Below are 22,239 nucleotides of genomic sequence, written 5' to 3' on the forward strand. Positions count from 1 at the left end.
CCACCCACCACAGGAATCCTCGCCATGAACGCCATCACCCGCACCATCGCCGCCACCGTCCTGGCCGTCGCCACCCAGGCCAGCCTGGCTGCCCCCGCCAGCGTTCCCGCCCCGGTCGCCGTCGAGCGCACCGCCAGCTACATCACCACCGCCGACGGCGTGCAGCTGTACTACAAGGACTGGGGCCCCAAGGATGGTCAGGTCGTCGCCTTCAGCCACGGCTGGCCGCTGTCTTCGGACAGCTGGGAATCGCAGATGATCTTCCTGGCCGCCAAGGGCTACCGCGTGGTCGCCCACGACCGCCGCGGCCATGGCCGTTCCAGCCAGCCGTGGGACGGCAACGACATGGACCACTACGCCGACGACCTGGCCACCGTGATCAACACGCTGGACCTGAAGGACGTCACCTTGGTGGGCTTCTCCACCGGCGGCGGCGAAGTGGCGCGCTACATCGGCCGCCACGGCACCCGCCGCGTCAAGAAGGCTGTACTGATCAGCGCCGTGCCGCCGCTGATGCTGAAGACCGCCGACAACCCGGGCGGCCTGCCGATCGAGGTGTTCGACGGCCTCCGCAAAGGTTCGCTGGACAACCGCGCGCAGCTCTACAAGGACATCGCCTCGGGCCCGTTCTATGGCTTCAACCGCCCCGGCGCGAAGGTCTCGCAGGGCCTGATCGACAGCTGGTGGGCGCAGGGCATGCAGGCCGGCCACAAGAACACGTACGACTCCATCGCCGCGTTCTCCGCCACCGATTTCCGCGCCGACCTGAAGAAGTTCGACGTCCCCACCCTGGTCATCCACGGCGACGACGACCAGATCGTCCCCATCGACGCCTCCGGCAAGGCCTCGGCCCGCCTCATCAAGGATGCCCAACTGATCGTCTACCCCGGCGCCCCCCACGGCCTCACCGATACCCACAAGGACCGCGTCAACCAGGACCTGCTGACCTTCCTCCAGAAGTAAGCGGAACACCGAAAACAGCAACGGCCGCTAACGCGGCCGTTTGCTTTTTTGCTTTCAACACCCGTGTCGTCGCCAGACCCGAAGGGCGGCGGACAAGGATGTCCGCCGTTTTCCGCCTCGCCAGGAGGGCGAGTCGGAAAATCCCGCTGGTGATGAAGTGATGGGATTGCTTCGCCGAGAAAGACGCTTTCTTTTGGTGACTTTTCTTTGCGTCACCAAAGAAAAGTTACCCGCTGGACCGCAGGGCCAGCGGAACGCTCTTCGCGTCACGACTCCGCGGAGGCTTCACGCCGCAGGATGAACTCATCATCCAACGTCTTCCCCACCGGAAACTTGTACTCCCCCACCCGCACAAACCCCTGCCGCGCATAGAACCGCTGCGCACCGAAATTCTCCGACCACACCCCGATCCACAGCGTCCGCGGCCCGTCCCTCAACAACCACCGCTCCACCTCGGCGAACAGCTTCCCGCCCCAGCCACCGTTCTGGTGTGACGCCAGCACATAGAGCCGCTTCAGCTCCCCATCACCCGTCCGCACGTCCGGATGCGGCAACCCGCACGGACCCGCCGTCGCATGACCCACGGCCACGCCGTCGTCTTCCAGCAGCCATACCGCGTAGTCCGGATGGGACAAAATGACTTTCTGCTTTCCCACCTCGTAGGCATCGGCGAGGAATGTCGCCAAGTCCTCGGCCGGATACAGATGGCCGAAGGTCTCGGTGAAGGTACGCGACGCCAGGTCCGACAGCACGGTCGCGTCATCGACGGTGGCGCGACGGATCCGCACGCTCACGCGTCCTCTTCGTCCTCTTCTTCTTCGTCCGCCTCGTCATCCTCGTCGGCGTCCTCGTCCTCTTCCTCGTCGTACTCTTCTTCGTCTTCTTCTTCGTAGTCGTCTTCGCCGAAGTCCTCACCGTCCCAGCGGCCCTGGCCGTCCGGCACGAAGGTCACCGCCATCGCGGCCGGCGACGTGCCGACGCGCACCAGCCAGCCACCGAACACGCGCGCGCGTTCCGTCACCAGGCCCGCATCGGCGCCTTCATTGCCCAGGCGTTCCCACTCAAGCGAAAAAGCAACTTCCGTCATCTTGGCTCTCTTGATGTTAAGCCCCCTTGAGTCAAGGGGGCGCGGCGTCAGCCGCGGGGTTGTGGCATGCAACGGCGCGGGGCCCGTCATTTCGCCCAGGCGAAATGACGGGGGCTTGACCGCTTGGCGGTCAAGTCCGCGGACGAACCTGGATATGGACTTCAGCAAGCTGCTCGTCCGGGATCGGCGACGGCGCGCCGGTCATCAGGCACTGCGCCGTGGTGGTCTTCGGGAACGGGATCACGTCGCGGATCGACTCCGTGCCGGCCATCAGCGCCGCGATGCGGTCGATACCGAACGCGATGCCGCCGTGTGGCGGCGCGCCGAAACGCAACGCATCCAGCAGGAAGCCGAACTTCGCCTCGGCTTCTTCCGCGCCGATGCCGAGCAGCTCGAACACCGCGCTCTGCATCTCCGGCCGGTGGATGCGGATCGAACCGCCGCCGATCTCGTTGCCGTTCAGCACCATGTCGTAGCCGCGCGACACCGCGGTCTTCGCATGGGCGCGCAGGTCGGCGATGTCGTCCATCGCGGGCGCGGTGAAGGGGTGATGGAGCGCGACGTAGCGCTGCGCGTCCTCGTCCCACTCGAACATCGGGAAGTCGGTGACCCACAGCGGCTTCCAGCCGTCCTGCACCAGACCGAAGTCCTTGCCGGCCTTCAGGCGCAGCGCGCCCATGAAGTCGCTGACCTTGTTGTAGCCGCCCGCGCCGAAGAACACGATGTCGCCGTTGCCGGCGCCGACGTGCTTCACCAGCGCCGCGAAGGCGTCCTCGGCGAAGAACTTCCGGATCGGCGAGGAGATTTCGCCGGCCTCGTCGATCTTGATGTAGGCCAGGCCCTTGGCACCGTACTTGGCGGCGTGCGCGGCGTACTCGTCGATCTGCTTGCGGCTCAGCGACGCGCCGCCGGGGATGCGCAGCGCGGCGACGCGCCCGTCCGGGTCGCTGGCGGCCGCGGTGAATACGGCGAACTCGCTGGACTTCACCAGCTCGGCCACGTCCACCAGCTCCAGCGCGATGCGCAGGTCCGGCTTGTCCGATCCGTAGCGGCGCATCGCTTCGGCCCAGGTCATGCGCGGGAACGGGCTGGCCAGTTCAACGTCCATCACTTCCTTGAAGATGTCGCGGATCATGCCTTCCACGGTGTCCTGCACGTCGCGCTCGCGCACGAAGGCGAATTCCATGTCGAGCTGGGTGAACTCGAGCTGGCGGTCGGCACGCAACGCCTCGTCGCGGAAGCAGCGCGCGATCTGGTAGTAGCGGTCGAAGCCGGCCACCATCAGGATCTGCTTGAACAGCTGCGGCGACTGCGGCAGCGCGTAGAACTCGCCCGGATGCATGCGCGCCGGTACCAGGAAGTCGCGCGCGCCCTCCGGCGTGGCCTTGGTGAGGATGGGCGTCTCGATGTCCTGGAAGCCGCGCGCGTCCAGCCAGCGGCGCAGCGCCTGCACCAGGCGGATGCGGGTACGCTGCTTGCGCTGCATGTCGGGGCTGCGCAGGTCCAGGTAGCGGTACTTCAGGCGGATGTCCTCACCCGGGTTCTCGTGGTGATGGAACGGCAGCGGCTCGGCCTTGTTGAGCACGGCGATCTTCGTCGCGATCACTTCCACCTTGCCGGTGCGGATCTTGGCGTTGACCGCTTCGCGCGCGCGCACGACACCTTCGACCTGCAGCACGTCCTCGTAGCCCAGCGACGCGGCGACCTTGAACACCTCGGCATTGGACGGATCCACCGTCACCTGCACGATGCCCTCATGGTCGCGCAGATCGATGAAACACACGCCGCCGAGGTTGCGGGCGACATCGGTCCAGCCGCACAGGGTCACGGTCTGGCCGATCATGGCCTCGTCGACGAGGCCGCAGAAATGGGTACGCATGGGGGCTCCACTGGGTTCGGACCGGGGCCGGGACATCCCGCGGCCGTAACAGGCCGGTCAAGCCCGTTAGTTTACCCGCTCCCCTGCCCTCCGGCCCGGACTGCCCCCTGCACAGCCTTAACGGGTCGGGCGTATGCTGGCGCCTCCCCAGGAGGGTGCCGCCATGAAGAAGCCGTTGTTGCAGTCCGTTTTCGTACTGTTGCTGGCCCTGGCGGCCGGCAGCGCCTTTGCCCAGATAGCGCCCAAGGCCTACGCGCCGGAAGACCTGCGCACGCTGTCGGTGCAGGACCAGACCCGGGTCATCAGCCTGGAGTATTCCGAACAATCCCGTGGCCGCCGCATCCCGGACGACCAGTTGCGGTTCTACCTGGACCAGGTCAACCGCTCCAACTGGACCTTCAGCCGGATCAAGCAGGACATCGCCCAGTCGTTGGGCGGCAACAGCGGCGGCTGGGACCCGAACCCTCCCGCGCATGGACAGACCATCCTGTGCGAGAGCAAGAGCGGCGACGCCCGGCGCTGCACCCCGCCTTGGCGCGGACCGTCGCGACTGGTACGGCAGCTTTCCAGCAGCCGCTGCATCGAGAACACCACCTGGAGCTCGCAGGACGGGCTGATCACGGTGTGGAAGGGCTGCCGGGGCGAGTTCGCTGCCGCCGGGGGGTCCACCGGCAGCATCCGCTGTGAAAGCAATGATGGCCGTGGCCGCACCTGCCGCACGCCGTGGAGCGGCCATTCACGCCTGACTCGGCAGTTGTCCAACGCCGCCTGCATCGAAGGGCGCAGCTGGCAATCGCAGCAGGGCCAGGTCTATGTCGGCAACGGCTGCCGCGCCGAATTCGCTCCCCGCATCGGCGGCGGTGGCGGCGGCTCCAGCGATTACTCGGTCACGTGCAGCAGCGAGGACAACCGCCGCAAGACCTGCGCCTACGATCCGCGCCAGGGCCGGCCGATCCTGTTGCAACAGATCTCCAAGACCAGCTGCCGCGAAGGCTACAGCTGGGGCTACGCCGGCAACCAGATCTGGGTGGACCGCGGCTGCCGCGGCCGCTTCGGGCCGCGCTGATCGCTTCTCATCCGCTCAACCGTCGGCGCCCCACGGCGCCGGCGGCGGTTCGACCGGCGTGGTGAGGTCGAATTCCACCCGGAACAGCCGCCCGTTCGGCCGGCTCAGTTCGTAGACGAAGGTCTTCGCGGGCACCAGTTCCATGGCCCAGGTGTTGTCGAGCGACGCGTTCAGGCCTGCTCGCTTGAACATCGCCACCGACTCGGCATCTACCGGAAACGTCTGCCGCTGCGCCGTGCCGGCGTCCACCGTGTCGCCGCCGTACATCGTCACCGCATCGGGCTGGCCGTCCTGGTGCCTGTGGTCGTGCTTCAGGCGCAGTCCCGTGCCGGTCCGTGTCACCACCCAGGTGCGCGAACGGTCGTCGCCCACATGGAAGGGGATGCGTATCTCGCGCGTCGTCTCGTCGCAGCCCCGCACGTGCATGACCAGCGCCTTGCCCTCGAACGGGTCGGGCGTGGCGGATGCGGGCTGGTTGGCCGTGATGCGGCCGGCGTAGGCCTTGCCGCACTGCACCTGCAGCGCAGAGAGAAAGGCGTCGGCGGGCGTCGATGACGATGCCCCCATGGACGACGTGGCGCAGCCTGCGACGGACAACGCAGCAAGCGCGAGCAGGGTCTTCTTCATGGCATCCCTTCTTTGAGGAAGGGATGCACCATACACCGCCGGCCTCAGGCCGAGGGCGTCGACGACGGCTTGGCTTCCGTCTTGGCCGGCGCGCTTTCGGCCTTGGCCGGTGCCGATTCGGCGGGCTTGGACTCACCGGACGGCTTCGCACCCTCGCCACCGTCGGCCAGGTTGCGCTTCTTGTCGCCGTCCTTCTTGAAGTCGGTTTCATACCAGCCGCTGCCGGCCAGACGGAACGCCGGTGCCGTCACTTGCCGCTTCACCGTCGACTGCCCGCAGGACGGGCAGGTGTCGGGATCGGGGTCGGACAACTTCTGCAGACGGTCGAAGCGGTGGCCGCACTGGGTGCATTCGAAGGCGTAGATGGGCATGACAGTCGATCGTGGAGGACTAACGGGAACAACCGGAACGGGAGGCTGTGTGGGGACGGCCGGCGGACGAATCAAGCCTCATCGTACAGCGCCGACCATGCCTCCTCGGCCCTGGCCAGCTGCTGCTGCAGGTCTTCCCGCTCGCGGCCAAGGCGTGCGGCCAGGTCGGCGTCGGCATACGTGTTCGGTTCGGCCAGGCGCGCATCCACCTCCGCCAGCTGGCCTTCCAGCTCGGCGACCCTGGCCTCGGCGGCGGCCAGCTTGACCGGATTGACCTTGCGCGCCGGGGCGGGCGCGGCCTTCGGTGCGGGTGCCGGCTCGCTGCGCAGCGGCTTGCTGCCCTGGGCGGAAGCCCGCGTGCGCAGCCAGGCGGCGTATTCGTCCAGGTCGCCGGCGAAGGGCTCGACCACGCCGTCGGCCACGCGCCAGAACGTGTCGCAGACCAGGCCGATCAGGTGGCGGTCGTGAGACACCATGACGATGGCGCCATCGAAATCGCTGAGCGCTTCGGCCAGCGCTTCGCGCATTTCCAGGTCGAGGTGGTTGGTGGGTTCGTCGAGCAACAGCACGTTGGGCTGCTGCCAGGCGATCAGCGCCAGCGCCAGGCGCGCACGTTCGCCGCCGGAGAATCCATCCACGGGCTCGAACGCGCGGTCGCCGGGGAAATTCCATTTGCCCAGGAAATCGCGGAACGATTGGTTGCTGGCATCAGGCGACAGATCGCGGAAATGGTCCATCGGCGACTGGCCCTCATGCAGCGACTCCACCGTGTGCTGGGCGAAGTAACCGATGCGCAGGTCCGGGTGCGCCATGCGGTCGCCGGCCATCGTCGGCAGTTCGCCCACCAGCGTCTTCACCAGCGTGGTCTTGCCCGCGCCGTTGGGGCCCAGCAGGCCGATGCGCTGGCCCGCTTCGAGGCCGAAGCCGACGTTGTGCAGGATCACCGCATCGGGCCCGTAGCCGGCTTCGACATGATTGAGCCGGATCAGCGAGAACGGCAGCTTGGCCGGCTCGGCGAACTCGATGCGGAATTCGCGCTCGGCGCGCACCGCCTCGGTGCCGGCCAGCTTGGCCAGGCGCTTCATGCGGCTCTGCGCCTGCGCCGCCTTGGACGCCTTGGCCTTGAAGCGGTCGATGAAGCTCTGCAGGTGCGCGCGCTCGGCCTGCTCCTTCTCGTGCGCGATCTGCTGCTGGCGCAGCTGTTCGGCGCGCTGGCGCTCGAAATCGGTGTAGCCGCCGGTATAGAGCTTGGCGCCGCCGCCATGCAGGTGCAGGGTGTGGGTGGCGACGTTGTCGAGGAACTCGCGGTCGTGCGAGATCAGCAGCAGCGTGCCCGGATACTTCAGCAACCACTGCTCCAGCCAGAGCACCGCGTCCATGTCCAGGTGGTTGGTCGGCTCGTCCAGCAGCAGCAGGTCGCTGGGCATCATCAGCGCGCGCGCCAGGTTCAGGCGCACGCGCCAGCCGCCGGAGAACGACGACACCGGGCGCGAATGCGTATCCGCCGGAAACCCCAGGCCGTGCAGCAGCTTGCCGGCTCGCGCTTCGGCATCGTACGCGCCGATCTCGGCCATCTTCTGGTGCGCATTGGCGACCGCTTCCCAATCCTCCCGCGCGGTGGCCTCCGCTTCGGCCTGCAGCACGGCGGCGACTTCGGTGTCGCCACCGAGCACGAACGCCAGGGCCGGGTCCGGCAGCGAGGGGGTTTCCTGCGCCACGCTGGCGATGCGCACCTTGCCGGGCAGGTCCAGGTCGCCCTTGTCGGCCTCCAGTTCGCCCTGCACGGCGGCGAACAGGCTGGACTTGCCCGCACCGTTGCGACCCACCACGCCGACGCGGTAACCCGCATGCAGGGTGAGGTCGACGTTGGACAGCAGCAGGCGCTCACCACGGCGGAGCGCGAAATTACGAAGGGCGATCAAGAAACAACCTACGGGGATTTGGGAGAAGCGGCCGCGTAGTTTATCGATAGCACTCCCACTCGACGTTGTTAAGAAACCATTGACATGCCCATCAGCGGCCTGATAACCAGAGTGTGTACCGCCTAAGTCCATGGTTTCAAAGGAAACTTTGCAAGCCCTGATTCATTTGAAGTCGCACTTCGCCGTTTTTCCGGAGCCCCCCATGATCCGCACCCGCTCACCCCTGACCATCGCCATCGCCCTGGCCCTGGTCGCCCCCGCCACCTTCGCGCAGGAATCCGCTCCCTCCGACGCCCGCACGCTCGACACCCTGATCGTCACCGGCACCCGCGTCAGCGACCGTACGGTCGCCGAATCGCAGTCGCCCATCGACATCATCACCCCCGAGGTCCTGCAGGCCACCGGCACCACCGAACTGGCGACCGCGCTGGCACGTGCGCTGCCCTCGCTCAACTTTCCGCGCCCGGCGGTCACCGACGGCACCAGCGGCGTGCGCCCGGCGCAGTTGCGGGGCCTGTCGCCCGACCAGGTGCTGATCCTGGTCAACGGCAAGCGCCGCCACATCTCGGCTCTGGTCAACGTCAATGGCACGATCGGCCGCGGCTCGTCGGCGGTCGACCTCAATGCGATCCCCGTGTCGGCGATCGAACGCGTGGAAGTGCTGCGCGACGGCGCGTCGGCGCAGTACGGCTCCGACGCGATCGCCGGCGTGGTCAACGTGGTCCTGAAGGGCGCCGGCAAGGGCGGCTCGCTGGTGGCGGACATGGGCGGGTATTCGGCCGGCGACGGACGCCAGTACCAGCTCTCCGGCGATACCGGCGTGGCGTTCGCCGACGGCCGCGGCTTCGTGCATGTGGCGGGCCAGCTGACGACCCAGGACGAAACCAACCGCGCAGGCCCCTATCAAGGCACCGCGCCGAACACCGGCAACAACCCCGACATCGGCGAAGTGGCCTATGTTTATGGCGATCCCAAGGTGGACGCCGGCGCGGTGTCGGCCAACGCCGGCTTCGCGTTCAGCGACAACGTGAGCGCCTATGCCACGGCGATCGCCAGCAACCGCGACATCACCTCGTTCGCGTTCTACCGCTCGCCCAACCACAGCAACCAGGGCGCGCTGCTGGCCCAGGTCTATCCGGACGGCTACGTGCCGGAGATCAACCAGCTCTCGCAGGACCGCTCGCTGGTGGCTGGCGTCAAGGGCGACACCGAGAGCGGATGGAAGTGGGACGTCAGCTACAACTACGGCTACAACCACCTGAAGTTCCATACCCAGAACAGCATCAACTACAGCCTGGGTACGTCCAGCCCCCGCCGCTTCTACGACGGCGCGTTGGAGTACACCCAGAACGTGCTGAACGCCGATGTCAGCAAGCCGCTGGAGATCGGCCTGGCCTATCCCGCCACCCTGTCCTTCGGCGCGGAGTACCGGCGCGAGAAGTGGAACCAGTCGCCGGGCGCGCCCAACTCGTACAGCAACGGCGGCGCGCAGGGCTTCGGCGGCTTCACGCCCGCCAACGCGGTGCATTCCGACCGCGACAGCTACGCCGCCTACGTGGGACTGGAGGCGGACCTGACCGAGAAGTTCTCCGCCGGCATCGCGGGCCGCTATGAGGACTATTCGGATTTCGGCAGCGAAGTGTCGGGCAAGCTGTCGGCGCGCTACGCCTTCAGCGACGTCGTGGCGCTGCGCGCCACGGTGGCCAGCGGCTTCCGCGCACCGGCGCTGGCGCAGCAGTATTACCAGGTGGTGACCTCGCAGTACAACGCGAGCGTGGACCGCTTCTTCGAATCGGGCACGTTCCCGGCCACCGGCGCGGTCGCGCAGGCGCTGGGGGCCGATCCGCTGACCGCCGAAACCTCGCTGTCGTACGGCCTGGGCCTGGTGCTGCAGCCGGTGGAGCGTCTGTACATCACCGTCGACGCCTACCAGATCGACATCGACGACCGCATCGTGCTGTCCTCCAACCTGCTGCTGGGCGGCAACGCCGCCGCGCAGGCGCTGCTGGCGAGCCTGGGCGTCAACGGTGTCACCAGCGCGCGCTACTTCACCAATGCCGCCGACACCCGCACGCGCGGCATCGACGTGATCGCGCAGTACACCGTGCCGCTAACCAACAGCAGCCTGAACCTCACCGCGGGCTACAACTACAACAAGACAGAAATCCAGCGCATCGCACCGAACCCATCGGAGCTGACCGCCCTGGGCGCCAACCTGTGGCGCATCGGACGCGACGAACAGGGTCGCATCGAAGAGGGCTATCCGCGCGACAAGGCCACGCTGACCGCAGCCTGGAACCTGGCCCGCTGGGACTTCACCTTCGGCGCCACCCGCTATGGCGAATTCACCACGCGCGTCAGCGAAACCGGCAATCCAGCCAACGACCAGACCTATGGCGCCACGTGGGTCCTGGACGCCTCGGCCAGCTACCGTCCCAGCGAGAACTGGAAGCTGACCCTGGGCGCGGACAACCTGCTGGACGAGTATCCCGACCGTACCCTCTTCCCCAACTCGAACAGCGGCCAGTTCCCCTACAGCAGCCAGTCGCCGGGGGGCTTCAACGGCGCCTACGTGTACGGCCGCATCGCTTACACCTGGTAACGCGCATCCGCGCCTGAGCTCACCGGAACGCCCCGCCCCATGCGGGGCGTTCCCGTTCCGGCGGCCTGCGAGCGTCCGGATGCGCATGCCGCGGGTTTGCCGCACGCACGCCGCATCGGCGACACTCGACCGATCACGCCGAGGAACCGCGCCGTTCGATGCACCATGACACCGACCTGATCAACATCATCGCGGTAGGCCTGGCCCTGGCCTTCGTGCTGGGCGCGCTCGCGCACAGGCTGCGCCTGTCGCCGCTGGTCGGTTACCTGCTCGCAGGCGTCTTCGTGGGGCCGTTCACGCCCGGCTTCGTGGCCGACCAGGAGCTGGCCAACCAGCTGTCGGAACTGGGCGTGATGCTGCTGATGTTCGGCGTGGGCCTGCACTTCTCGCTGGAGGACCTGCTCGAGGTCAAGGCGATCGCGATCCCAGGCGCCATCGCGCAGATCGCGGTCGCCACCGGCCTGGGCTGGGCGCTGGCCTGGGGCATGGGCTGGACGCCGCTCAACGGCTTCGTGTTCGGCCTGGCGCTGTCGGTGGCCAGTACCGTGGTGCTGCTGCGTGCGATGGAGGACCGGCGACTGTTGGAAACCCGGCGCGGCCGCATCGCGGTGGGCTGGCTGATCGTGGAGGACATCGCCATGGTCCTGGCGCTGGTGATGCTGCCGGTGCTGGCCGACACCTTCGGCGAAGCGTCGGGCGACGAACCGGCGAGTTTCGGCCGCTTCGTCGTGGCCATCGCCTGGACGCTGGTCAAGCTCGGGGCATTCGTGGCCTTCATGCTGCTGGTGGGCCGCCGGGTGATCCCTTGGACCCTGGAGAAGATCGCCGCCACCGGCTCGCGCGAGCTGTTCACCCTGTCGGTCCTGGCCATCGCACTGGGCGTTGCGTTCGGCTCGGCCACGCTGTTCGGCGTGTCCTTCGCGCTGGGCGCGTTCTTCGCCGGCATGCTGCTCAACGAATCGGAACTCAGCCACAAGGCCGCCAACGATTCCCTGCCGTTGCGCGACGCCTTCGCGGTGCTGTTCTTCGTATCGGTGGGCATGCTGTTCAATCCGGCCATCCTGATCGCGCATCCGTGGCAGGTGCTGGCCACGTTCGGCATCATCGTGGTGGGCAAGTCGCTGGCGGCGTTCTTCATCGTGCGCGCGTTCAAGCATCCCGCCGGCACCGCCCTGACCATCTCGGTCAGCCTGGCGCAGATCGGCGAGTTCTCCTTCATCCTGGCCGCGCTGGGCGTGTCGCTGAAGATCCTGCCGCCGGACGGCCGCGACCTGATCCTGGCCGGCTCGCTGCTGTCGATCATCGCCAACCCGTTCCTGTTCTCCTGGCTGGACCGCTGGCAGAAGAAACAGGACTCCCTGGCGCCCGTGCCGGCCGAGCCGGAAGTACCTCCCGGCCCTTCGTTGGACGTCACCGACCACGCCATCATCATCGGCTACGGCCGGGTGGGCAGCGAACTGGCCCGCGTGCTGCGCGACCGCGGCGTGCCGCTGATCGTCATCGACGACAACGGCGACCACGTGGCACGCGCCCACGATGCCGGCATCCCCGCGATCCGCGGCAGCGCCGCCGCCGACCGCGTGCTGGCCGAAGCGCACCCCGAGCGCGCGAAGATCGCCGTGCTGGCGATCCCGCAGCCGCTGGAAGCCGGCGAAGCGCTGGCCAAGCTGCGCGCGATCAATCCGGCGCTGACGCTGCTGGCGCGCGCGCACAGCGAAGGCGAGGTGAAGCACCTGCTGGAACACGGCGCCGATGGCGCGGTGCTGGCCGAGCGCGAACTGGCGTTCTCGCTGGCGGAAATGGTGATGTCCACGCCGCCCTACCGCCCCCAGCGCGTCGCGGGCTGATCCGGTCGATCAGCCGCCGGAGGCCGTGGCTTCGGCCGCCGTGTCGGCCAGCACCTCGGCCAGCGGCCGGGGCGCGCCGTACAGGTAGCCCTGCACGCGCTGCACCCCCAGGCGACGCAGGCAGTACTCGGTGTCCTCGTCCTCTACGAACTCGGCGACCGTCGCCGCGCCGAACGCCTTCGCCACCGCCACGGAGGCCTGCACCACGGCGTAGTCCTTGCCCAGCTGGGCCACGTTGCGCACGAACGAGCCGTCGATCTTGATCACATCCACGGGCAGTTCGCGCAGGCGCGCGAAGCTCTGCATGCCGGTGCCGAAATCGTCGATGGCGATGCGGCATCCCAGCGCGCGCAGGTCGGTCAGCAGATGGCTGGCGGCGGCGGTGTTGGAGATGGCCGCGGTTTCGGTGACCTCGAAGCACAGCGCGCTCATCGGTAACGGCGAACCCGCCAGCAAGGTGCGCAGTTCCACCTGGAAGCTCATCGAGGCCAGGCTCTGTCCGGTCAGGTTGATCGCGATCTCCCGGCAGTGCGGCAAGGCGGCGGGCGACTTGCGCAGCAGGCGGAACAGTGCACGCACCACGGCCAGGTCCAGTTCGGCACCCCGGCCCGCGGCCTCCAGCGGCGCCATGAAACGCGCCGGCGACATGATCTCGCCCCGCTCGTCCAGCAGCCGGCACAGCACTTCGCCCGTGAGCGCATGCGGATCGGCATCGGGCGCATGCTCCAACTCGCGGATCGGCTGGAAGTACAGGACGACGCGCTCGTTGCGGAGACTGGCCAGCGCCTCCGTCGCATCGTGCAACTGGCGGCGCTGGCTCTGGCGCACGCGGCGATGGCCCGCATCGTGGTACCGCGGCCGCAGCTCGCCATGATGGCGCGCCTCGAAGGCCAGATGCGACGCGGTCACCACCGCGCGGTCCACCACCCGTGCATGCGTACCGTTGAATGCGGCCACGCCCAGGTAGGGGAGCAGCCGGATCGGCTGGCCGCCGACGTCGATCTCGGCATGCTCCACCCGCGCCACCACGCGTTCCCACAGGTCGGGATCGCCCGCCTGGCGGGGCAGCAGCGCGAACTGTCCGGTACCCACGTAATAGGCTTGCACCAGGTCCTCCAACCGGCGCGCGGTGGCGTTCATCGCCTGCGCCTGGATGTCCAGACCGAAGCCGGCCACCAGCGAGTCGGTCTGGTCGAGCAGCAGGTAGCCCAGTTCGGTGCGCGCCAGGGGACGGGCGATGCGCTCGCGCAGCGCCTTGAGGTTCGGCAGCCCGGTGATCTGGTCGCGCAGCGTTTCGGCCGACAGGCGTTCGGCCAGTTCCTGCCGGTCCCGGTGCGTCAGCCACAGGTACAGCATCGCCAGCAACAGGATGTTGAGCTCCAGCGTGACGTGCAGCAGGTTGAAGAAGCCGACGGCAGTGTTCGCATATTCGGCCGTACCGGCCACCAGGCCCACCAGCAGCAGCAACGTCAGCGACAGGGCCGCCATCGCCCCGTGGGAAGGCAGGCGCAGCATGCTCCAGCCCAGTACCAGCAACAGCGCGAAGCGGTAGTCCATCAGCACGAGCTGTGAGGATGTCGCGCTCATGAAGGTTTTCCGCACCAGCAGGGACGCCCACACGCTGGCGACCAGTCCGGCCCCCAGCGCGACCAGCCACAGCCAGTGCCAGGCGGCCTCCGACCGTGGCGCCGGATGGCCACGCTCGCGCCAGGCCACCACGACCGGGAGGGTCACCACCGCCACCCCGAACTGCTTGGCGAAGAACATCTGGAAGACCGTGCTGACCGCTGCGCCCGACGTGGACACCAGCGCGATGCTGAAGCCGACCAGCGCCAGCACCAACGGGTACAGCAACAGGCCGATGGCGGCGAAGCGGATCAGGTCCGGCCGCTGCACCCGCTGCCCCTCCGGACGCGGCCAACCCAGCCACCGCGCGCACGCCAGGCTCCAGCCCAGAGTGAACAGATAGTTGGCGCCCCCCCACGCCAGCACGGCACCGGGCCGCCCACCATCGAAGTAGAGCTGGCGCACCATCCAACCGGCGAAGGTCGCCAGGAAGCATCCGGCCACCACCCGGCGGTCGCGCTCGAGCATGGCGATCGCCAGCAGCAGGCCGGCATGGAGATGGACCAGCGAGGCATCGGCCACCTGGCCGAAGAAATCGATGCGGTAGCTCACGGGGATCTGCTGCAGCACCAGGCACAGGCCGCCCAGCAGCAGCACCTTGGCGGCCCGTCCCGCACGCCACACGCCTTCGACATGAGCGACGCTTGTCATCCGACCGTTCCCCGGAACGCTGGCGCGAGGTGGCTGCGCGGCCCGGCGAGTGTAGCGGACCCCGATCGTGCCGGAACAGCGGCCCAGGGTGGCCGCAGGGGTGGCGGATGCGCGGTCAGGACACCGGGGCCGCCGGCGCCACGTGTTGCGGCAGCAGCCTGGAAGCGATCGGCTCGGGACGACCGAAATGGTAGCCCTGGCCCCATTTCACGCCCATGCCACGCAACTGCTCGGCCAGGCTGGCGCTTTCGACATATTCGGCGACGGTGGCCAGGCCATGGGCATCGGCCACGGCGATCGCCGCACGCACGATCTCCAGGTCGCGCGACTGGCTCTGCATGTTGCGCACGAACTGGCCATCGATCTTCAGGCTGTCCACCGGCACCAGCCGGAGGCGCTCGAAGTTCTGCATGCCGCTGCCGAAGTCGTCCAGGGACAGCGAGCAACCGCGCGCGCGCAGGTCGTGGAACAGGCGCAGCACGGGCTCCTGACTGGAGATCACCGCGGTCTCGGTCAGCTCGAAGCACAGCGCGGCATGCGGCAGCGGGGCCTGTCGCAGGAGTTCGGCGAAGCGCGCGCGGAACGACGCCGACGCTACGCTCTTGCCGCTGAGGTTGATGCCGAGCCGGGCGATGCCCGGTACCGCGAGCGGGTGAGCCCGCAGCCATTGGAACAGGCACTCGATCACCGCAATGTCCAGCTCGGACGCATGACCGCCCGCCTCGAGATCGGCGATGAAATCGCTGGGGAACAGCAGTCGGCCGTGCGCCGTTCTAAGCCGGCACAGCACTTCGCCCTGGAACCCCGCCATCGTCTGGCCCGCCAGGGCTACGATGGGCTGTACGTACAGCTCCACCCTGCCGGCATGCACGCACGCCAGCGCCTCGGCGGCGGCGACCAGCCGATGGCGCCGCGCCTGCGTATCGGGCTTTGCCGACGCACCGGCGTCGCAGGACAGCGGGTTGTGTTCGCCCGCTTCCCGCGCGCGCAGCGCGGCATCGCACGCATTGGCCAGGCACTCGTCGAGCGACTGCATGCCGGTGCGATCGCAGGGCGCCACGCCCAGATAAGGCGTCACCCGCAACTGCACGCCGTGCCACTGGAACACAAAGCCCTGCAGGCGCCGCAGGATCTCCTCCATGTCGCCGGCCCGGGTACCCGCCGCTTCGTTGCCCAACGGCAGCAGGACGAACTGTCCGCCCCCCATGTGGTAAGGGCGCGCCAGCGGCACCATTTCCCTGCCGATCTCCCGCAGCAGCTGCGACTGGGCCCGCCAGCCGTAGCTTCCCAACACGCGCTCGACCTGGTCCAGCAACAGGAAGCCCAGCGCAGCGGGCTTGGTGGGCGAGGTCCGCCACGCTTCGCGCAGCGCGTGGGCGTTGTCCAGTCCGCTGATCGCGTCGTGGCGGCACATGGCGCGGAGATGGTGGTACCGGTGCTTGCGTTCGCGGTTGAGCAGGAACAGCACGGCAAGGATCAGCACCATGAAATTGCATTCGACCAGATGCGCCAGCAGGCCGACGACCTGCGGAGGAGACGCGGCCTGCCCGGCCTGATCGGTCAGGCCATGCAGCAGGACCAGATGCGTCGACGTCAGCAGGGGCATGGAGTACTCGACGCGCCACAGCAACATGGCGATGCCCAGCAGCACGCCCGCCAGTGCGCGATAGTCGTAGACCATCTCCACCCACTGCGACGATGGCCAGGCTTGCAGCACGTGCGCCGCCAGCACGCTCACGCAAAGCCAGGTCACCACCGCCACCCAGCGACCGCGCGGAGCGCGCCGCAGGCGGTCGTCGGTCCACAGCAGCAGGAACGGCAAGGTCACCACGCCCACGCCCACATGCTTGGCCAGCCACAGCTGGACCGAGGCATTGGCCACGGTCACGAGCGAGTCGCCATGCGTCCAGCCCACGATGGCGGACAGCAGCGTCCAGCCGGTAGGAAACAGGAACAGGCCTACCGCGGCGTAGCGGAACATCCCCGACACCCTCAGGCGATGGGCGCCCCGGAAGGGCCCCCCGGCCCAGCGCGCGCACCATTCGGTCCAGCGCCACTGCAACACCATCGCGACGGCGAATCCGACCGCATAGGACTCGGTGGGCGCCTCCAGGCGGGCACGCCACCACCAGTGCAGGAAGCTGGTGAAAAAGGCCGCGGCCAGCACACGCCGATCGCCTCCCAGCAAGGCGACGCCCAGCAGCAGCCCGGCGTGCGCATGCACCAGCGAGGCTTCTCCGGTCGGGTACGCATGATGGAAGAAGCGCGCGCTGTACTCCACGCCGACACTCTGGAAGAGCCAGCAGGCGAACGAGACCAGACACGCGTCCACCCACCAAGCGCGACGTCGCGTAACCATCGTAGCGTCTCCTCCCCAAGGGGCGACGCAGGTGCGGACAGCCGCCGCCCCCCGCATCGCGCCGGGGCCGACACTACTCCGGTGCTCTCTACAATGCGATAGCGCGCTTCTAATGTGAGTCGAAGGTGCGTGCTTCGTTTGTCACATTCGGATTGCCGATGCAGCCGCTCATGATGCGGCCACACCGCATGCGGGCCCGGGGAACCGCTTCGTCCCCGTTCCCCGGGGATGCGCTCACACCGTTGCCGTGCTTCGCGCGAAGCGAAGCTGACCGCCTTCGGCGAGCACGTGCACGGTGTCGCCTGCGCCGAACTCGCCCGCCAGGATCTTCTGCGCCAGCGGATTCTCCAACTGCGCCTGGATCGCGCGCTTCAGCGGCCGTGCGCCGTACACCGGATCGAAACCGACGTTGCCCAGCAGCGCCAGCGCCGAATCGTCCAGGTCCAGCACAATCTGGCGCTCGGCCAGGCGCTTGGCCAGGTAACGCGTCTGGATGCGGGCGATCTCGCGGATCTGCGCCTTGTCCAGCGGATGGAACACGACGATGTCGTCCAGCCGGTTGATGAACTCGGGGCGGAAGTGCGCCTGCACCACGCCCATCACCGCCGCCTTCATCTGCGTGTAGCTCTCGGGCGTGTCGCCCGACAGTTCCTGGATCAGGCTGGAGCCCAGGTTGGACGTCATCACGATGACCGTGTTGCGGAAGTCCACCGTGCGGCCCTGGCCGTCGGTAAGGCGACCGTCGTCCAGCACCTGCAGTAGGATGTTGAACACGTCCGGGTGCGCCTTTTCCACTTCGTCCAGCAGGATCACGCTGTAAGGACGACGGCGCACGGCCTCGGTCAGATAGCCGCCTTCCTCGTAGCCGACGTAGCCGGGAGGCGCGCCGATCAGGCGGCTGACCGCGTGCTTCTCCATGAATTCGCTCATGTCGATGCGCACCATCGCGTCGCTGCTGTCGAACAGGAACTCCGCCAGCGCCTTGCAGAGCTCGGTCTTGCCCACGCCGGTCGGACCCAGGAACAGGAAGGAGCCGCTGGGACGGTTGGGATCGGACAAGCCGGCGCGCGAACGGCGCACCGCATCGGAGACGACCTTGATCGCCTCTTCCTGGCCGATCACGCGGCCACGCAGCGACTGCTCCATCTGCAGCAGCTTCTCGCGCTCGCCCTCCAGCATCTTGCTGACCGGGATGCCGGTCCAGCGGCTGACGACCTCGGCGATCTCCTCGTCGGTGACCTTGTCCTGCAGCAGGCGGAAGCCCTTCTGCTCGGCCTCCTGCGCCGCCGCCAGCTGCTTCTCCAGTTCCGGCAGCTGGCCATACTGGAGTTCGCTCATGCGGGCATAGTCCTGCTTGCGCTGCGCGGCCTCCAGCTCAAGTTTCACGCGCTCGATCTGCTCCTTGATCTTGGTGGCGCCGGTCAGGGTGGCCTTCTCGGCCTTCCAGATCTCTTCCAGGTCGTTGAACTCGCGCTGCAGCGATTCGATCTCGGTTTCCAGGTCGGCCAGGCGCTGCTTCGACTGCGCATCCTTTTCCTTCTTCAATGCCTCGCGCTGGATCTTGAGCTGGATCAGCCGGCGCTCCATCCGGTCCATCTCTTCCGGCTTGGAGTCGATCTCCATGCGGATGCGGCTGGCGGCTTCATCCATCAGGTCGATGGCCTTGTCGGGCAGCTGGCGGTCGGCGATGTAGCGATGGCTCAGCGTGGCGGCGGCGACGATGGCCGGGTCGGTGATCTCCACGCCGTGGTGCACGGCATACTTTTCCTTCAGGCCGCGCAGGATGGCGATGGTGTCCTCGACGCTGGGTTCGCCCACGAACACCTTCTGGAAACGGCGTTCCAGCGCGGCATCCTTCTCGACGTACTTGCGGTACTCGTCCAGCGTGGTAGCGCCGATGCAGTGCAGTTCGCCGCGCGCCAAGGCGGGCTTGAGCATGTTGCCGGCGTCCATCGAGCCTTCAGCCTTGCCGGCACCGACCATGGTGTGCAGTTCGTCGATGAAGAGGATGATCTGGCCTTCGTTCTTGGCCAGGTCGTTAAGCACGGCCTTCAGACGCTCCTCGAATTCGCCGCGGAACTTGGCGCCGGCGATGAGCGCGCCCATGTCCAGCGACAGCACGCGCTTGCCGCGCAGGCCCTCGGGCACTTCGCCGTTCACGATGCGCTGGGCCAGGCCCTCGACGATGGCGGTCTTGCCAACGCCGGGCTCGCCGATCAGCACCGGGTTGTTCTTGGTGCGGCGCTGCAGGACCTGGATGGTGCGGCGGATTTCCTCGTCGCGCCCGATCACCGGGTCCAGCTTGCCGGACTCGGCGCGCGCGGTCAGGTCGATGGTGTACTTCTCCAGCGCCTGGCGCTGGTCTTCGGCGTTTTCGGATTGCACCTTTTCCCCTCCCCGCAGCTTCTCGATGGCGGCCCGCAGCTTCTGCTTGTCGGCGCCGCTGGCCTTCAGCTCCTGGCCGGCAGCCCCGCTGTCGTCCAGCGCGGCCAGCAGGAACCACTCGCTGGCGATGTAGGTATCGCCGCTGTCCTGTGCCAGCTTGTCGGTGACGTTGAGCAGGCGCGCCAGGTCGTTGCCGATGGACAGGTTGCCGGCCTGGCCGGTCACCTTTGGCAGTCTGTCCAGCGCTTCGCCCAGCCGTTCGCGCAGCACGGGCACGTTGACGCCGGCCTGCGCCAGCAGCGGGCGCGTGCTGCCGCCCTGCTGTTCCAACAGCGCGGTGAGCACGTGCACCGGCTCGATCATGGTGTGGTCGCGGCCCACGGCCAGCGACTGCGCGTCGGCCAGCGCCTGCTGGAAACGCGAGGTCAGTTTGTCCATCCGCATCGGGAGAACCTCAAGGTAGAAGGGGCCGGCGAACCCGACCGATGCTACCCAGATGCGGTTAAGCGGCGGTGTTTCAAGGCCTGCTGAGATCAGAGTTCACTGTAGGGTGGGCCTTCGCCCACCGTCTTCGCGACACCCGGAACGGCGGGCCTGGGCCCGCCCTACGCCTTCTTCTGAAGGGACAATGCGCCCAGCAGTACGGCCAGCGCGGCGTAGGCCCCGGCGAACTGCCAGAGGATGGTCGCGCGCAGCCCTTCGACGTTCCACGGCAGGTAGATGCCGCCGCGCGGATCCACCGAGTGGATGATGCCGAACAGCGTCAGCACCGCGCCCACCAGCAGCGCGACGACCGCGCGTCCGTTGCGCCCGTCGATCATCGCCACCAGCGCGGTGGTCCAGATCATCGCGGTGATGATGAAGCCGTTACCCAGGGTGACGATGGTGGCCAGATCGGGCAGGCCATGCCCATCCACGCCCTCGTACAGGGCGGCGAAACGGTCCGGCGCGATCCACGCCGGGTTGCCGAACTTGATCGTCAGCAGGTAGGCCACCGACGGCAGGAAGCCAAGCGCCACCGCGATGGCGTGCTTGCGCGGCGTTTCGGTGAAGGCCTGCACGGTGATGTCCAGGCCCACGTAGACGATGATCGGCGCCAGCACCGCCACCGGCAGCCACTGCACCAGGCCCGACACGTAGCCGAGCACGCCGCCGAGGCCGATGAAGATCCCCGTCAGCAGCGTGTAGCCCTTGCGCGCGCCCATGTGCTTGTACGCGGGCTGGCCGATGTACGGCGTGGTCTGCGCCACGCCGCCGCAGACACCGGCGACCAGCGTGGACACCGCCTCGGCCAGCAGCACGTCGCGCGTGCGGTAGTCGTCGCCCGCGGCGCGCGCGCTCTCGCTGACGTTGATGCCGCCGACCACCATCAACAGACCGAACGGCAGCAGCAGCGGGAGGTACGGCACGGTGTAGGCCAGGCCATCCAGCCAACCCAGTGTGGGCAGCGGCAGCGTCAGCGCGAGCGGCACCGCCTCGGGCACCTTGAAACCCGGCGCACCCAGGCCGGCCAGGCCCAGCCCGTAATACAGCGCGGTACCGACGATGAAGGCCAGTAGCACGCCGGGCAGCTTCACCGGCAACTTCCCCTTCGCCACCAGCACGTACAGCAGCAGGCCGAAGGTGACGAAACCGACGATGGGCTGGCGCAGTGTCTCGATCAGCGGCAGGAAGCCCAGCAGCGTCAGCGCCGCGCCGCCGATGGACCCCAGCAGGCCCGCGCGCGGCACCGCGCGCGTGACCGCATCGCCGAAGAACGACAACACCAGTTTCAGCACGCCCATCACCACCAACGAGGCCATGCCGAGCTGCCAGGTGGCGGTGGCCGCGGCCTGTTCGTCCAGGCCGGCCTGCTTGAAACCGACGAACGCCGGTCCCAGCACCAGCAGCGCCATGCCGATGCTGGTGGGCGCATCCAGGCCCAGCGGCATCGCGGTGACGTCGTCGCGTCCGGTCTTTGCCGCCAGCCGGTGCGCCATCCACGTGTAGATCAGGTTGCCGACCAGCACGCCCAGCGCGGTGCCCGGGAACATGCGGGTGAACACCACCTCGGCGGGGAACTGGAAGATGCCGATCAGCGCAGCGGCGATGAAGCCGAGGATGGACAGGTTGTCCACCACCAGGCCGAAGAAACCGTTGAGGTCGCCGGGGACGAGCCATTTGCCGCTGCGGGTCTGTGAAGTCATGGGAGGAGGAGTGAGTGGAGAGGAGTGAGAAGTGAGTAAAAGCAGAGCCAGGTGCTCGCGGGCTTTCCGCTCACTCCTCACTCCTCCCCACTCACTCCTGCTTCAAAAGGATACGTCCACCGCATGCCGCGACCACAGCACTGACTGGTGGCCGGTGGCCTGCTTCCACGCCAGGCGGATCGCCTCGATATCGGCCCGGCGCTGCGGGGTGTCCTCGTGCAGCACCACCAGCACCTTGGTCTTCAGCCGGTTGGGTTCCTTCGCGCCGCGGAACAGCCACTGGCCGTAGGCGTCGAAGACGGTCAGGCCGTCGGGGAAGCGCGCGGTCACTTCCTTGTCCAGGAAGGCGCGCCACGTCGCCTCGGTGATGGGCTCGGCCTGCGGACGGTCGGCCGGTCCGGTCTCTTCCCCCACGCCGAAGTACAGCTCGCTGCGCACCCAGCCGTTCGCGCTGGCCGGACGCAGCACATCGCCTTCCAGCGCGGCGGTGGTGGCAGGGGCGGGCGCGACGGGCGGCGTGGACGCACATCCGGCCAGCGCGAGAAGGACCAGCAACCAGACAACACGATGGGACATGGGGAAGACCTCGCGGGAGAAGGGCAGGATGGAGCACGCCGCCGCGATGGCCATATGACGCGACGGCATAAGGTGATGGACAGCGGAGATGA

15 protein-coding genes are annotated in these 22,239 nt (G+C 67.9%); 4 read left to right on the forward strand and 11 right to left on the reverse strand.

Translation table 11 applies throughout. From position 1 onward, the window contains the following. Positions 1 to 24: 24 nt before the first annotated feature. Positions 25 to 963, forward strand: a complete 939-nt coding sequence (locus V8246_RS03895; RefSeq protein WP_336187981.1) for an alpha/beta hydrolase — start codon at positions 25 to 27, stop codon at positions 961 to 963. Between the two features lie 266 nt (positions 964 to 1,229). Here the strand turns inward: V8246_RS03895 and V8246_RS03900 are convergent, their stop codons facing one another. The 3 genes from V8246_RS03900 to aspS form a co-directional block, all read right to left on the reverse strand. Next, a complete protein-coding gene (locus V8246_RS03900; RefSeq protein WP_336187982.1) occupies positions 1,230 to 1,757 on the reverse strand; it encodes a GNAT family N-acetyltransferase in 528 nt (175 codons plus the stop codon). Next, on the reverse strand, positions 1,754 to 2,050 hold the full coding sequence (locus tag V8246_RS03905; protein ID WP_336187983.1) for a DNA primase: 297 nt from the start codon (positions 2,048 to 2,050) through the stop codon (positions 1,754 to 1,756). Before V8246_RS03905 ends, V8246_RS03900 begins: the two co-directional genes overlap by 4 nt. 130 nt (positions 2,051 to 2,180) lie before the next feature. Beyond that, positions 2,181 to 3,929 (reverse strand): aspartate--tRNA ligase, encoded by a 1,749-nt coding sequence (gene aspS, locus V8246_RS03910; protein ID WP_336187984.1) that lies wholly within the window; start codon positions 3,927 to 3,929, stop codon positions 2,181 to 2,183. Between the two features lie 163 nt (positions 3,930 to 4,092). Here aspS and V8246_RS03915 point away from each other — a divergent pair, with 163 nt between their 5' ends. Beyond that, a complete protein-coding gene (locus V8246_RS03915) occupies positions 4,093 to 4,995 on the forward strand; it encodes a DUF3011 domain-containing protein (RefSeq protein ID WP_336187985.1) in 903 nt (300 codons plus the stop codon). A gap of 15 nt (positions 4,996 to 5,010) precedes the next feature. Here the strand turns inward: V8246_RS03915 and V8246_RS03920 are convergent, their stop codons facing one another. From V8246_RS03920 to V8246_RS03930, 3 genes are all read right to left on the reverse strand, one after another. Beyond that, positions 5,011 to 5,562, reverse strand: coding sequence for a hypothetical protein (locus V8246_RS03920; RefSeq protein ID WP_336188327.1), 552 nt, complete (start codon positions 5,560 to 5,562; stop codon positions 5,011 to 5,013). A gap of 104 nt (positions 5,563 to 5,666) precedes the next feature. Then, positions 5,667 to 5,993, reverse strand: a complete 327-nt coding sequence (locus tag V8246_RS03925) for a zinc ribbon domain-containing protein (protein WP_336187986.1) — start codon at positions 5,991 to 5,993, stop codon at positions 5,667 to 5,669. Positions 5,994 to 6,064: 71 nt separating this feature from the next. Then, positions 6,065 to 7,915 (reverse strand): ABC-F family ATP-binding cassette domain-containing protein, encoded by a 1,851-nt coding sequence (locus tag V8246_RS03930; protein ID WP_336187987.1) that lies wholly within the window; start codon positions 7,913 to 7,915, stop codon positions 6,065 to 6,067. Positions 7,916 to 8,117: 202 nt separating this feature from the next. Between V8246_RS03930 and V8246_RS03935 the strand changes: the two genes are divergently transcribed. After that, entirely contained in the window at positions 8,118 to 10,517 is a 2,400-nt protein-coding gene (locus tag V8246_RS03935) for a TonB-dependent receptor (protein ID WP_336187989.1), read from the forward strand. A 158-nt stretch (positions 10,518 to 10,675) separates the two neighbouring features. Continuing rightward, entirely contained in the window at positions 10,676 to 12,364 is a 1,689-nt protein-coding gene (gene ybaL, locus V8246_RS03940; RefSeq protein ID WP_336187990.1) for a YbaL family putative K(+) efflux transporter, read from the forward strand. Positions 12,365 to 12,373: 9 nt separating this feature from the next. Here the strand turns inward: ybaL and V8246_RS03945 are convergent, their stop codons facing one another. The 5 genes from V8246_RS03945 to V8246_RS03965 all read right to left on the reverse strand — a co-directional run bounded on the left by V8246_RS03945 (position 12,374) and on the right by V8246_RS03965 (position 22,147). After that, positions 12,374 to 14,641 carry a bifunctional diguanylate cyclase/phosphodiesterase gene (locus V8246_RS03945; protein ID WP_336187991.1) on the reverse strand — a complete coding sequence of 756 codons (2,268 nt, stop codon included), beginning with the start codon at positions 14,639 to 14,641 and terminating at the stop codon, positions 12,374 to 12,376. Between the two features lie 115 nt (positions 14,642 to 14,756). Beyond that, complete coding sequence (locus V8246_RS03950; RefSeq protein ID WP_336187992.1) at positions 14,757 to 17,000, reverse strand: GGDEF domain-containing phosphodiesterase; 2,244 nt, start codon at positions 16,998 to 17,000, stop codon at positions 14,757 to 14,759. Between the two features lie 234 nt (positions 17,001 to 17,234). After that, positions 17,235 to 19,829, reverse strand: a complete 2,595-nt coding sequence (gene clpB / locus V8246_RS03955; protein WP_336187993.1) for an ATP-dependent chaperone ClpB — start codon at positions 19,827 to 19,829, stop codon at positions 17,235 to 17,237. Between the two features lie 161 nt (positions 19,830 to 19,990). Further along, positions 19,991 to 21,571, reverse strand: coding sequence for a hypothetical protein (locus V8246_RS03960; RefSeq protein ID WP_336187994.1), 1,581 nt, complete (start codon positions 21,569 to 21,571; stop codon positions 19,991 to 19,993). Between the two features lie 102 nt (positions 21,572 to 21,673). Beyond that, positions 21,674 to 22,147: a DUF3574 domain-containing protein gene (locus V8246_RS03965; protein WP_336187995.1), complete on the reverse strand. Its 474-nt coding sequence runs from the start codon at positions 22,145 to 22,147 to the stop codon at positions 21,674 to 21,676. Between the last annotated feature and the right edge of the window lie 92 nt (positions 22,148 to 22,239).

Origin of the sequence: Pseudoxanthomonas sp. F11 (genome assembly GCF_037046485.1) — a bacterium.
GTDB lineage: Bacteria > Pseudomonadota > Gammaproteobacteria > Xanthomonadales > Xanthomonadaceae > Pseudoxanthomonas_A.

What these genes read in the sequence shown, in the direction of transcription:
- V8246_RS03960 (WP_336187994.1), bottom strand. Translation starts at nt 21,571, where the DNA reads ATGACTTCACAGACCCGCAGCGGCAAATGGCTCGTCCCCGGCGACCTC.
- V8246_RS03965 (WP_336187995.1), bottom strand. Translation starts at nt 22,147, where the DNA reads ATGTCCCATCGTGTTGTCTGGTTGCTGGTCCTTCTCGCGCTGGCCGGA.
- V8246_RS03935 (WP_336187989.1), top strand. Translation starts at nt 8,118, where the DNA reads ATGATCCGCACCCGCTCACCCCTGACCATCGCCATCGCCCTGGCCCTG.
- ybaL (WP_336187990.1), top strand. Translation starts at nt 10,676, where the DNA reads ATGCACCATGACACCGACCTGATCAACATCATCGCGGTAGGCCTGGCC.
- V8246_RS03925 (WP_336187986.1), bottom strand. Translation starts at nt 5,993, where the DNA reads ATGCCCATCTACGCCTTCGAATGCACCCAGTGCGGCCACCGCTTCGAC.
- aspS (WP_336187984.1), bottom strand. Translation starts at nt 3,929, where the DNA reads ATGCGTACCCATTTCTGCGGCCTCGTCGACGAGGCCATGATCGGCCAG.
- V8246_RS03915 (WP_336187985.1), top strand. Translation starts at nt 4,093, where the DNA reads ATGAAGAAGCCGTTGTTGCAGTCCGTTTTCGTACTGTTGCTGGCCCTG.
- V8246_RS03905 (WP_336187983.1), bottom strand. Translation starts at nt 2,050, where the DNA reads ATGACGGAAGTTGCTTTTTCGCTTGAGTGGGAACGCCTGGGCAATGAA.
- V8246_RS03945 (WP_336187991.1), bottom strand. Translation starts at nt 14,641, where the DNA reads ATGACAAGCGTCGCTCATGTCGAAGGCGTGTGGCGTGCGGGACGGGCC.
- clpB (WP_336187993.1), bottom strand. Translation starts at nt 19,829, where the DNA reads ATGCGGATGGACAAACTGACCTCGCGTTTCCAGCAGGCGCTGGCCGAC.
- V8246_RS03950 (WP_336187992.1), bottom strand. Translation starts at nt 17,000, where the DNA reads ATGGTTACGCGACGTCGCGCTTGGTGGGTGGACGCGTGTCTGGTCTCG.
- V8246_RS03920 (WP_336188327.1), bottom strand. Translation starts at nt 5,562, where the DNA reads ATGGGGGCATCGTCATCGACGCCCGCCGACGCCTTTCTCTCTGCGCTG.
- V8246_RS03895 (WP_336187981.1), top strand. Translation starts at nt 25, where the DNA reads ATGAACGCCATCACCCGCACCATCGCCGCCACCGTCCTGGCCGTCGCC.